The following is a 12523-nucleotide window of genomic DNA, read 5'->3' as shown; positions in this document are numbered from 1 at the left end:
CCCTGAGGGAACCTTTTTGTAAAGGGTCATAGACCCACGGGTCACAGACCCACGGTTCCCTCAGACTCCCTCCAAAAACTTTTAACGCCCTGCGGTTCATCCCGATTTTGCAAGCAAAATCGGGATGAACCGCAGGGAATTAAAAGTCTTTGAAGGGGGTCCGGGGGAAACTTTCTACAGAAAGTTTCCCCCGGTGCAATAAATCAGAGTTCCCTCAGGAAACTTGAACTGATGGGACGAGTGAGGAGAGGTTTTTGAGGACAGGGGAGGCAAGGGACATAGAGGAGGCGCTGTCCGCGGCCGGGCGGCTGCGCGGGGGTGAGGAGCTCGTCTTCACCGGTCTTGCCGGCTCGGCTCCGGCCTTCTTCCTCGCCCGCCTCTTCGAGCGCACGGGCAGGACGGTGCTGGCCGTGACGGCCGACGATGAAGCCGCCGAGGAGTTTGCCTCGGACCTCTGTTTCTTCCTTGGAGAGGAGCCGGTGGCCCTCTTCCCGTCGTCCGACGTGGTGCCCTTCGAGGACCAGGCGGTCCATCCCGACATAGAGGCGGCGCGCCTCCATACGCTCTGGCGGCTCGGCCGGGGCGCGCCGCTTGTGGTCGTGACGGCGGCGGCCGGCGTCATGGAGCGGGTGATCCCGGCCGGGGGACTGGGGGGGCTGCGCCTTGCCGTCGGCGACGAACTGCCCCTGGACGAGCTCGCGGCGAGGCTTGCGGAGATGGGCTACGTGGCCATGTCGCTTGTGGAGGAGCGCGGCGAGATGAGCCGCCGGGGCGGCATAATGGACGTCTTCGCTCCGTCGAGCAGCCGGCCCGTGAGGATCGAGTTCTTCGGCGACGAGATAGAGTCCATACGTCTCTTCGACCCCGCCACCCAGCGCTCGGAGCAGGAGCTCGAGGAAGCGGTGATACTGCCAGCCCGCCAGTGCGACCTCTCGGGCCGGGCCCGCTACAGGGCGCGCATGGGCCTTATGGAGCGGGCCCAGGAGCTGGGCCTTGAGCGCCGGACCTGGGAAGAGACGGCCGAGCGGCTTCGCACCGGCACCGCCGCCGTCGCCGCAAGTCTGCTGCCGCTCTTCTTCGACCGCCTCGCCACCCTCTTCGACCACCTCCCCCAAGAGGCGACGGTCGCGAGGATCGACTCCCCCCGCGTCGCCTCGGCCGTCGGGTCCTTCTGCGCAACCGTGGAGAGGGAGGCCGGAGAGGCCGCCGGGGCGGGAAGGTTCTTTCTCCCCCCCCGGAGCCTCTACCTCGACGAAAAGGAGTTTTCGGAGCGCCTTTCGGCGCTGCCGCGCCTACGGCTCGACGCCATCGGCGCCGGCGACGCCGACCTCGGCTTCCGCTCCAACCTCGACATAAGACAGGACCTCGCCCACGGCAAGGCGGATGAGCCGCTCCGTCCCCTCTCCGAGCGCATCGGCCGCTGGCTCGCGGAGGGCCGCCGCGTGGTGATCACCGCCCACGACGCCGTCCAGGCCGAAAGGACGGTCGAGGTGCTCGGCAACTACGACCTGCGGGCCCGCGTCGAGGAGAAGTGGTCCTTCGAGGCCAAGGCGGGACTCTCGGTGGTGCTCGGCCGGCTCGGCGGCGGCTTCAGGGTCGAGGGGCCCGCCGGGGGTCCGCTTGCCGTGGTGGCCGAGGCCGAGGTCTTCGGCACCGGCAAGAGGCGTCCCCCTGCCCCGAAGCGAAGGATCGGGGCCCTGCTCGACCAGCTCCAGGACCTCTCGGCCGGCGACGCCGTGGTCCACGCCCTCCACGGCATAGGGCTCTACCGGGGGCTCAGGCGCATGAACGTGGACTCCGTGGAGCGCGACTTCCTGCTCATCGAGTACCGCGGCGGCGACAGGCTCTACGTGCCGGTGGAGTCCCTCTCGCTCGTCTCCCGGTATCACGGCGTGGAGGGCCGCTCCTTCGAGCTCGACAAGCTCGGCTCAACGGCCTGGGAGCGGCGCAAGAAGAAGGTCAAGGGCCACGTGGAAAAGCTCGCCGCCGAGCTTCTGCGCCTCTACGCCGAGCGCCGGCTCGTCAGGGGGCACGCCTTCAGGGGCGGCGAAAAGATGATGCTCCAGTTCGAGGCGGCCTTCGAGTACGACGAAACCCCCGATCAGTTGCGGGCCATCGAGGAGGTCCTCTCCGACATGGAGAGCGAGCGCCCCATGGACAGGCTCGTCTGCGGGGACGTGGGCTACGGCAAGACCGAGGTGGCCATGCGCGCCGCCTTCAAGGCCGTGCTCGACGGCAAACAGGTGGCCGTGCTCGTGCCGACGACGGTGCTCGCCCAGCAGCACTACAGGACCTTCAAGCGGCGCTTCGCCGACTGGCCCGTCACCGTCGGCGTGCTCAGCCGCTTCGTATCGCGGCGCGACCAGCAGGAGCTTATCGCCGGGCTCCGCCGGGGCGCGCCCGACATAGTCATCGGCACGCACCGCCTCCTCGCAAAGGACGTGGAGTTCCGGGACCTCGGCCTCGTGGTCATCGACGAGGAGCACCGTTTCGGCGTGGCCCACAAGGAGCGGCTCAAGCAACTGCGCCGCGAGATCGACGTCCTCACCCTCACGGCCACGCCCATACCGAGGACCCTGCACATGTCCCTTGCCGGCATGCGCGACATAAGCATCATAAGCACCCCGCCCCGCGACCGCCTGGCGGTGAAGACCACGATAATCCGCTTCAACGAGCACCTGCTGCGCGAGGCCGTGGAACGGGAGCTCGCCCGTGGCGGCCAGGTATTCTTCGTCCACAACCGCATAGAGAGCATCGGGGCCATGGAACACTTCCTGCGGAGACTCGTGCCCCGCGCGCGGGTCGCCGTGGCCCACGGCAGGATGGCCAGAAAAGAGCTCGAGGAGCGGATGCTCGGCTTCGTGGACGGCCGCTACGACATACTCCTTTCGACGAGCATCATCGAGTCGGGCCTGGACATACCGTCGGCCAACACGATAATCATAAACCGCGCCGACCGCTTCGGCCTCGCCGAGCTCTACCAGTTGCGCGGGCGCGTGGGCCGCAGCCGCAGCCGCGCCTACGCCTACCTCGTCTGTCCCGATCTCGAGCGCCTCGGCTCGGACGCGCGCCGCCGCATGGAGGTGATGGCCGAGCTCTCCGAGCTGGGAGCGGGCTTCAGACTCGCCGCCTACGACCTGGAGATCCGCGGCGCCGGGGAGCTGCTGGGCCCCTCCCAGTCGGGCCAGATCGCCGAGGTGGGCTTCGACATGTACGCCAGGCTCCTCGACGAGACGGTGCGCCGGATGCGCGGCGAAGAGGTGAGCACGGGCCCCGAGCCGGAAGTGAACCTGCGGCTCTCCCAGTACCTGCCCGACGACTACATACCGGACAGCCACCATCGCCTCGGCTTCTACAAGAAGCTGGCCACGGCCGAAGAGCTCGAGGAGATCGACCGGACCCGCGAGGAGCTGCGCGACCGCTACGGCGACCCCCCGGAACCGGCCGAACACCTCTTCGAGACGGCAAAGCTGCGCGTGACCATGAAGCGCATGGGCGCCAACGAACTGGTCCAGCGCGGCGGGCGCCTCTACCTCGGCTTCGACCACGCCGCCGTATCCGAGAACGCCGGGGCGCTCATAAAAAGGGTAGCCCGCATAACGGCCTCGGGCGACGGGCGCTACCGCCTCACCCCGGACTCCAAGGTCGTAAGAACGATAACGCCCGGCCGCTCGCCCCTGGAAGAGGCGAGTTTGATGTTGAAAGACCTCTCCGCCCGGTGATATATTATTCGGACGTGGAAGCTCGGAATCGGTCCTCAGGAAGCTCTTGGAAAACCCTGAGGGAACCTTTTTGAAGAGGTTCTCTCAGACTCCCTCAAAAAACTTTTAACGCCCTGCGGATCACCCCGATTTTGCAAGCAAAATCGGGGTGATCCGCAGGGAATTAAAAGTCTTTGAAGGGGGTCTGGGGGAAACTTTCTTCAGAAAGTTTCCCCCAGAGCTTCCACTTTCAGACCAGCGGCGGACAATAAGGCCGTTGCCGACGAAGAGGGTGTCCCTCGTGCGTCCTTTCCCGCTGAAAAATTCTCATGTCCTTGTGCTCCTGGCCGTTGCTCTCCTTGTCGCCGCCTGCGACGAGCCGAAGGCCGTGGAGGATGCGGCGCCGCCTGCGGTCATAATTGTCGGCGACCAGGAGATAACGCTCGTCGAGTTCAAGGAGGCGCTGAGGAGGCTTCTGCCCGAGGGGGCGTCGGAGTTCGGTCCCGAGGACCTGGTGAACCTCAAGCGAAGCCTCGTAAAGCAGCTCGTCGAGGAGAGCCTCGTGCTCCGCGAGGCCCGGCGCAGGGGACTCGGCGTCTCGGACGAGGAGGTGCTGGTCGAGGTCGAGGCCCTCAAAAAGGGTTACATGGGCGAGGAGTTCACCGAGGCCATAACGGCCCGCTACGGTTCGGTCGAGCGCTGGAAGGACGAGATAAGGCGCAAGCTCCTCATACGAAAGGTCATCGACGGGATCATCAGCACGAGCGTGGAGGTCACCGAAGAGGAGGCGAGGGCCTACTACGAGGAGCACATCGACGAGTACCGGGTGCCCGAGCAGGTGCGCGCCAGGATGATAGTCGTCGCCGACGAGAAGGAGGCCAAGGCCGTGAGAAAGAGGCTGCGCAGGGAGAAGTTCGAGGACGTGGCCCGCGAGGTCTCCATAGGGCCCGAGGCCGAAAAGGGGGGCGACCTCGGCTTCTTCAGCCGCGGCGAGATGCCGGAGGAGTTCGAAAAAGTGGTCTTCAAGCTCAGGAAGGGCAGGATAAGCAGGATCGTCAAGACCCCTTACGGCTACCACATCTTCCGCGTGGAGGAGCGCAAGAAGGGGAGAAAGCTCAGGTTCGAGGACGTGGTGGACAGGATAGTGGAGAAGATCGAGAGGGAGAAGGCCGACAGGGCCTTTATCGAGTGGATGGCGGCGGCCAAGAAGGCGGCGCGCATCGAGGTGAGGGAGGAGCTGCTGTGAGCGGTGTGCTCGACGCTGCGAGGGCGGCGGCCCCGGCCTCCCTGTGGACCGCCTTCCTTCTGCTCTTCTGCTCGGCGGCCGTGAGGGCCGAGATCATCGACAGGATAGTGGCCGTCGTCAACGATAGGGTCATAACGCTCTCCGAGCTCGAGGCGGCCACGGCCGTCGCCGCCGAGCGCTTCGGCGAGAAGGCGGGAGGCGACAAGGCCGGCGTCTCAAGCCGCATACTGGACCGCCTCATAGAGCAGAAGCTCGTCAAGATAGCGGCCGACAAGGCGGGCATCGACGTGAGCGAAAAGGAGATAGACAACGCCATCGACGACGTGAAGAAGAACAACAACATGACCCAGGAGGCCCTCCTGCTCGCCCTGGCCAACAAGGGCATATCCTACATCGAGTACCGCGACCAGATAAAGGAGCAGATCCGGCAGGTCAAGTTCATGAGCCAGAACTTCCGCGCCAAGGTGAACGTCAAGGACGAGGAGGTGGAGGACTACTACCGGCGCAACCTCGAGGAGTTCTACGGCCCCGACAGGCTGCACCTGCGGCTCATATACATAGGCGGCGCCGACGAGCGGCTCCGCAACAGGAGACTGAGGGCCGTGCTCGACGGGCTGGCCGAAGGGGTGGCCTTCGAAGAGCTCGCCCGGCGCTATTCCGACGGCCCCAACGCGGCGGACGGGGGAGACATGGGCTTTATCGCCGAGGGCGAGCTCTCGCGGGAGCTCGCCGTTGCGGCCCGGGGACTCGCCGAGGGGGAGGTGAGCCCCCCGGTGGCCGGACCGGGCGGGGTGAGCATCGTAAAGCTCGTCGAGCGCCGCGCCGGCGAGCCGCTCCCCTTCGAAGAGGTGCGCGAGCGCATATACTCGACCCTCTACTCGAGGCACATGCAGGAGCTCTTCGACATATGGATCGAAGAGGTGCGCGACTCCGCCCATATCGAGGTGCGGCTGTGAGCCCTCCCCGCGCCGAGGCGCGAGCCGGCGGCCCATGAAAAAGACCGTCGTCCTCACCATGGGAGACCCCGTGGGCGTGGGGCCCGAGATCGTCGTCAGGGCCCTCGCCTCCACGGCGCTTCGACGCAGGGCGCGTCCCGTCGTGGTGGGCGACGTCGGCGTCCTCGAAAGGGTCGCTTCGCTTCTGGGCAGAAGGCTCCCCCGCGGCGTGGAGATAGTCTCGGCCTCGAGGCTCGACGCCGCCGCCCTTTCGCCGGGACGGCCCACCGGGGAGAGCGGCGCCGCCATGATCGGCTACATAGACGAGGCCGTGGCCATGGTGAAGGACGGCCGGGCCGACGCGCTCGTGACGGCGCCCATAAGCAAGGAGGCGGCGAAGAAGGCGGGCTTCGCCTTTCCCGGCCACACCGAGTACCTTGCGCACCTCACGGGCGCGAAGGAGTACTGCATGATGCTCGGCGGGCCGAGGCTCAGGGTGGTGCTCGCCACCATACACGCGCCGCTTCGCCGCGTGCCCGAGCTCATCACGCGGGCCGGGCTCGTGAGGACACTTCGCCTCATCGACCGCTCCTTCAGACGATACTTCGCCGTCGAAAGACCGCGCATCGCCGTGGCGGGCCTCAACCCCCACGCCGGCGAGTCGGGACTCTTCGGCGACGAGGAGGCGCGCATCATAGCCCCGGCCATTCGCAACGCCCGCAGACAAGGCATCGACGCCGAGGGGCCGCTGCCGGGCGACACCGTATTCTTCAGGGCCGCGGCCTCGGAGTTCGACTGCGTGCTGGCCATGTACCACGACCAGGGACTCGCCCCTCTAAAACTCATCCACTTCGAAGACGGCTACAACTGCACGCTCGGACTCCCCATCATACGGACCTCGGTGGACCACGGCACGGCCTACGATATCGCATGGCGGGGAAAGGCCTCGGCCGCAAGCCTCGCGGCGGCGACGAGACTGGCCGTCTCCATGGCCGAGGCGGCCGGGGGAAACTTTCCGTAGAAGGGCCACAGGCCCGCGTTTCCCTGCTGCCCTATCGTATGTTATTGGGGTCTTCGGCTGTACCGGGGGGTCGGTCCGCGCCAGGCGGGATTTTTTTTACGCCTTTGCGGCCCGCCCCCCCCGGCACAGCCCCCCATGAGGCAGCCGCCGCAGGGCGTTGAAAGTTTTTGGAGGGAGTCTGAGGGAACCGTGGGTCTGTGACCCTTTACAAAAAGGTTCCCTCAGTAAAAGAGGGAAACTCTGATTAATTACCCTGGGGGAAACTTTCTGTAGAAAGTTTCCCCCAGACCCCCTTCAAAGACCTTTAATTCCCTGCGGATCATCCCGATTTTGCAAGCAAAATCGGGATGATCCGCAGGGCGTTAAAAGTTTTTGGAGGGAGTCTGAGGGAACCTTTTTACAAAAAGGTTCCCTCAGTGCAATAAATCAGAGCTTCCAGAGTTTCCTTTACCCGGCCTGGAACCATGGAAAAGATCATTATAAAGGGCGCGAGGGAGCACAATCTCAAGGACATAGACCTTGAGATACCGCGCGAGCGGCTCGTGGTCATAACGGGCGTGTCGGGCTCGGGCAAGAGCACGCTCGCCTTCGACACCATCTACGCCGAGGGTCAGCGCCGCTACGTCGAAAGTCTGTCGGCCTATGCGCGCCAGTTCCTCGAGCAGATGGACAAGCCCGACGTGGACAGCATCGAGGGCCTCTCGCCGGCCATATCCATAGAGCAGAAGACGACGTCGCGCAACCCCCGCTCCACGGTGGGCACGGTCACCGAGATATACGACTACCTGCGGCTGCTCTTTGCCCGCGTCGGTTCGCCCCACTGTTACAGGTGCGGCCGTCCCATAACGACGCAGACGGTGCAGCAGATGGTGGACCGCGTGATGGAGAGGGGCGAGGGTTCGCGGATCGTCATACTGGCGCCGGTCGTGCGCGGGCGCAAGGGGGAGTACAAAAAGGAGCTCGACGCCCTTGCGCGCCGGGGATACACGCGGGTCAGGATCGACGGCGAGGTGATGGAGCTCGCCGGCGAGATAAGGCTCGACAAGAGGCGAAAGCACGACATAGACGTCGTCGTCGACCGGGTTGTGATAAAGCCCGGGGTCGCCGGAAGGCTCGCCGACTCGATGGAAACGGCGGCGAGGCTCTCGGACGGCATCGTCAAGGCCGAGGTCGTGGGGGGCGAAGAGATGCTCTTCAACGAAAAGTCCTCGTGCGCCGCCTGCTCCATAAGCTACCCCGAGATAACGCCGGCCCTCTTTTCCTTCAACAGTCCCCACGGCGCCTGTCCCGAGTGCAAGGGCATGGGCGAACGCTTCTATTTCGACCCGGAACTGATAGTGCCGGACCCCTCCCTCTCGCTCAAGGGAGGGGCCCTCGCGCCCTGGATGAAGAAGGGGGCGAAGACGCTCTACGGCTACCACGAGCAGATACTCGGGTCGCTCGCCGCCCACTACGGCTTCAGGCTCACCACGCCGTGGTCGAAGCTTCCCGCCGCCGTGCGCCGCGTCATACTCCACGGCTCGGGCGACGAGGAGATCGACTTCTCCTACGAGACCGGCCAGAGCCGCCACCGCTTCAGGCAGAGCTTCGAGGGGATCGTGGCGAGCCTTGAGCGGCGCTACCGCGAGACCGAGAGCGAGGACGTGAGAAGCGAGCTCGAACGGTACATGAACATCCAGCCCTGCCCGGAGTGCGGGGGCTCGCGTCTGAAGAAAGAGGCCCTGAGCGTGAAGGTGGGCGGCAAGTCGATACACGACGTGGTGAGACTCCCGGTGGGCGACGCCATCGGCTTCTTCAAGGGCCTGGAACTCGAGGCGGGACGGGCCGAGATAGCCGCAAGGATATTGAAGGAGGTCTCCGAGCGGCTCGACTTCCTCGCCAACGTGGGGCTCGACTACATCCAGCTCGACCGTCCGGCCGCCACGCTCTCGGGCGGCGAGGGACAGCGCATAAGGCTCGCCACACAGATAGGGTCGAGTCTCGTGGGCGTGCTCTACATACTGGACGAGCCGTCGATAGGGCTTCACCAGCGCGACAACCGCCGCCTTCTCGCGGCCCTTGCGCGGCTGCGCGACATGGGCAACACGGTGCTCGTCGTGGAGCACGACGAGGAGACCATACGGTCGGCCGACCACATCATAGACATGGGCCCCGGGGCGGGCAGGGGAGGCGGCGAGGTGGTGGCCCAGGGCGGCTTTGCCGACATCGCGGCCGCTCCGCGCTCGATCACGGGCAAGTATCTTTCAGGGGAGCTCGAGATACCGGTGCCCGCCGCGAGGAAGCCGCCGGGACCCGCCCGCCTCAAGCTCAAGGGCGTGAGGGCCAACAACCTGAGGGGACTGGACGTGGAGTTTCCCATAGGGCTCATAACCTGTGTGACCGGCGTTTCCGGCTCGGGAAAGAGCACGCTCGTCGTCGACACCCTCTACCGCAACCTGGCGCGCCGCTTCCACGGCCTGGGCGGCAAGGCCGGCCACGTGGACGCCGTGGAGGGCGTCGAGTTCATCGACAAGGTCATAGACATCGACCAGTCGCCCATAGGGCGCACGCCGCGCAGCAACCCGGCCACCTACACCGGGCTCTTCACACCGATCCGCGAGCTCTTCAGCGCCCTGCCCGAGGCGCGCATCCGGGGCTACACGCCCGGGCGCTTCAGCTTCAACGTGAAGGGCGGCCGGTGCGAGGCCTGCACGGGCGACGGTCTCATAAAGGTGGAGATGCACTTTCTGCCCGACGTGTACGTGACCTGCGACGTCTGCCGAGGACGGCGCTACAACCGCGAGACACTCGAGATCCGCTACAAGGGCAGGAACATCTACGAGGTGCTCGATATGACGGTGGCCGAGGCGCTCGAGTTCTTCCGCAACATCCCGGCCGTTCGCGAGCGGCTGCGCATGCTCGGCGACGTGGGCCTGGGCTACATAAAGCTCGGGCAGGCGGCGACGACACTCTCGGGCGGCGAGGCCCAGCGCATAAAGCTCGCCCGCGAGCTCTCCAGGCGCTCCACGGGCCGCACGCTCTACATACTGGACGAACCCACGACGGGGCTCCACTTCGCCGACATACACAAGCTCCTCGACGTACTGCGCCTGCTCAACGAGGCGGGCAACACGATCATCATAATCGAGCACAACCTGGACGTCATAAAGTCGGCCGACTGGATCATAGACCTGGGGCCCGAGGGGGGAAGGCGCGGCGGGCGGATAGTGGCCCGTGGCACGCCCGAAGAGGTGGCGGCAACGGACGGCTCATGGACCGGCCGTTTTCTCAAGGACGTCCTTTGCCGCAAATCCTCGAGCGCCGGAGCCGTCTGAAGGAGGTCAACGTGAACAAGAGATGGTGGAAGAAGGGATCCGCAAGGCTTTTGCTCGCCGCTCTCGTCCTTGCGCCGGCGGGGGGGTGCGCCTCGGCCTTCCCGCTCTCCGGCGCCGGCGAGGAGCTTCGCGGGGTGGCGTCGTGGTACGGCTCCGACTTCCACGGCCGCCCCACGGCAAGCGGCGAGATCTACGACATGCACGCCATGACGGCGGCCCACAAGACCCTGCCGCTGGGCACGGTCCTGGACGTAAGGAACCTCGACAACGGCCGGAGCGTGCGGGTGGTGGTCAACGACAGGGGACCCTTCGTCAAGGGCCGCATCCTCGACCTCTCCTACGAGGCGGCCCGGCGCATGGACATGATAGGGCCCGGCACGGCGAGGGTCGCCCTCAGGGTGGTGGGCCGGGACCCCCGCTACAGAAAATACATCAAGGTGGCGGACTCCGGCTCTTCCGGTCCCTACGTGGTGCAGCTCGGGGCCTTCACCGACGCGGCCAACGCCCGCAGGCTCAGGCGGGCCCTCGCCGTCAAGTACAGGGGCGCCTACGTGAGTGCCGCCCGCATCTCGGGAAGGAAGTTTTACCGCGTGAGGATCGGCTCCTTCGAGAAGAGGGCCGAGGCCATGGAGCTGGCGCGCCGCCTCGCCGACGAGGGCTACGCGGCCGTTCTGATGAGGAAGTGAGGGGCCGGCGAGGGGCCGGCCCGGCGTGAAGGGACGAGGGTTACGACGCTTGAAAGAGCGATGGAGACCCCCATTAACCGCCCCGAGGAAGGGCTCCCTCGCTGAAGCTCATGCGCTCGGCGCGGGCCTCACCGAGGGCTTGCGCGCCACCGCCTTGCGGAACTCGCCGGGCATGCCGCTTTCGCTGTAGAGGCCGAGCAGGTAGTAGCGCTGCGAGGCGAACCCCATGGCCTGGCGGCGCACCTCGGCCTCGGCGTAGCGGACGCTGTACTTCCAGGTGTTGTAGTTGAAGCTTATGGTCCTGGCGAAGTAGAGGGGCTTGAGGGCGTCGAGTATCTTGCCCCTCGTCTCCCGGTCCCTCGATATGTCGTAGCGGTGCATGAGGGTGTAGACCACCTGCGACCAGAGCATGATGTCTATGGCGAAGTAGTCCATGCTTATCATCTCGTCGATCATGTCGAAGGCGTAGGATGGGAGCAGCTCCCTTATGAACTCCTTGTACTGGTCGTAGTAGCTGCGGCACTTCTCCTTCATCTCCACCATGTTGAACTTCAGGTCCTGGGGCTCGGAGAGCTCCTTCAGTCCCCATCGCTCGAGCTCCACCACGCCCTTGAAGCCGCCGTTTATCCAGAGCGCCCTGTTGTCGAGCAGCGTCGAGAGGAAGGTGCCTATGACCTGCTCGAACATGATGCCGAGCTTGGGCGCGCTGGGCTTGTGTATCTTCGCCCCCAGACCCGTCTGACAGAGCTTGAAGCCGCCGAGGATGGCGTGCATGGTCATGAAGATGTCTATGCCGTACTGGCGGGTCGTGGCGGTGATGGGCTGCTTCATCCAGTGCTCCATGAGGCGGCGCGAGAAGGCGAACTCGCCGCCTATGGGCTGGCGTATGTCGATGGCCAGAAGCCCGAAGATGAGGGGATGGCAGATGTGGTTGGTGATGGATCCGTCGAACTGGTGGCGCGAATAGAGAGGGGTTACGTAGTCGTTGCCGCTTATTATGGGCCTGCCGAGATACTCGATCCACTCCTTGGTGCAGCTCTTGAGGTCGGCGTCCATGACGATGACCGCCTCGGCGCCCGTTTCATGGGCGAAGCGGAAGAGGTTTAGGAAGTTGTGGCCCTTGCCCTGCACGTCCTCGGGGGTGGTGATGTACTTCTTGTCCACCGCCGTGCGGGCCGAAAGAAAGGCGTCCTTCGTGTTGTCGGGACTGTTGTTGTCCACGTTCACTATGGCGGTCCGCAACTCGGGAAAATACTCCTCGAGACCCGCCGAGGCCGTTTCCGCCACGAAACCTATGGTGTCCGCCTCGTTGTAGGAAGGGATGCCGACAATCAGATCGTATTTCCCGTCGCCTTTCTTTCCTTTCGTCATGGCCTCACCCCTCCTCGTTGTTCTTGCCCCGACACAAGTACGGCACAAAAAGGGATTTCATCCTCCGGTGCCCATAGTTATATTTTCGGTAAGGATTCAAAAAACTTAAGGAAGCTCTGATTTATTGCACTGAGGGAACCTTTTTGTAAAAAGGTTCCCTCAGACTCCCTCCAAAAACTTTTAATGCGAGTTGGTTTCCCCCTGTTTTGCCAGGCAAAACAGGGGGAAACCAACTCGTATTGAAAGTCT

General features: G+C 64.9%; 7 protein-coding genes. 6 read left to right on the top strand and 1 reads right to left on the bottom strand.

All coding sequences use genetic code 11. The annotated features are described in order from the left end of the window. Positions 1-254 precede the first annotated feature (254 nt). The 6 genes from mfd (at position 255) to ENJ37_00610 (ending at position 10903) form a co-directional block, all read left to right on the top strand. On the top strand, positions 255-3722 hold the full coding sequence (gene mfd / locus ENJ37_00635; GenBank protein HHL38990.1) for a transcription-repair coupling factor: 3468 nt from the start codon (positions 255-257) through the stop codon (positions 3720-3722). A 316-nt stretch (positions 3723-4038) separates the two neighbouring features. Then, a complete protein-coding gene (locus tag ENJ37_00630) occupies positions 4039-4947 on the top strand; it encodes a hypothetical protein (protein HHL38989.1) in 909 nt (302 codons plus the stop codon). Further along, the gene (locus tag ENJ37_00625) at positions 4890-5903 is read left to right on the top strand and encodes a hypothetical protein (protein HHL38988.1); all 1014 of its coding nucleotides are present in this window, start codon (positions 4890-4892) and stop codon (positions 5901-5903) included. Before ENJ37_00630 ends, ENJ37_00625 begins: the two co-directional genes overlap by 58 nt. Before the next feature lie 34 nt (positions 5904-5937). Then, positions 5938-6903 carry a 4-hydroxythreonine-4-phosphate dehydrogenase PdxA gene (gene pdxA, locus ENJ37_00620; protein ID HHL38987.1) on the top strand — a complete coding sequence of 322 codons (966 nt, stop codon included), beginning with the start codon at positions 5938-5940 and terminating at the stop codon, positions 6901-6903. 464 nt (positions 6904-7367) lie between these two features. Beyond that, positions 7368-10217 (top strand): excinuclease ABC subunit UvrA, encoded by a 2850-nt coding sequence (gene uvrA, locus ENJ37_00615; protein ID HHL38986.1) that lies wholly within the window; start codon positions 7368-7370, stop codon positions 10215-10217. Further along, positions 10154-10903, top strand: coding sequence for a septal ring lytic transglycosylase RlpA family protein (locus tag ENJ37_00610; GenBank protein ID HHL38985.1), 750 nt, complete (start codon positions 10154-10156; stop codon positions 10901-10903). The genes uvrA and ENJ37_00610 overlap by 64 nt, the downstream gene beginning before the upstream one ends. Positions 10904-11011: 108 nt before the next feature. Here ENJ37_00610 and ENJ37_00605 read toward each other — a convergent pair whose 3' ends face one another. Next, positions 11012-12274: a glycosyltransferase gene (locus ENJ37_00605; protein ID HHL38984.1), complete on the bottom strand. Its 1263-nt coding sequence runs from the start codon at positions 12272-12274 to the stop codon at positions 11012-11014. Positions 12275-12523 lie beyond the last annotated feature (249 nt).

This window comes from Deltaproteobacteria bacterium (assembly GCA_011375175.1).
Lineage (GTDB): Bacteria > Desulfobacterota > GWC2-55-46 > GWC2-55-46 > DRME01 > DRME01.
Note: the sequence above shows the minus strand (reverse complement) of the source record. Positions and strands in the feature narration are given on the sequence as shown.

Excerpts from the sequence above, each read along its gene's own strand:
- pdxA (HHL38987.1), top strand. The coding sequence starts at position 5,938 with ATGAAAAAGACCGTCGTCCTCACCATGGGAGACCCCGTGGGCGTGGGG.
- uvrA (HHL38986.1), top strand. The coding sequence starts at position 7,368 with ATGGAAAAGATCATTATAAAGGGCGCGAGGGAGCACAATCTCAAGGAC.
- ENJ37_00610 (HHL38985.1), top strand. The coding sequence starts at position 10,154 with ATGGACCGGCCGTTTTCTCAAGGACGTCCTTTGCCGCAAATCCTCGAG.
- ENJ37_00605 (HHL38984.1), bottom strand. The coding sequence starts at position 12,274 with ATGACGAAAGGAAAGAAAGGCGACGGGAAATACGATCTGATTGTCGGC.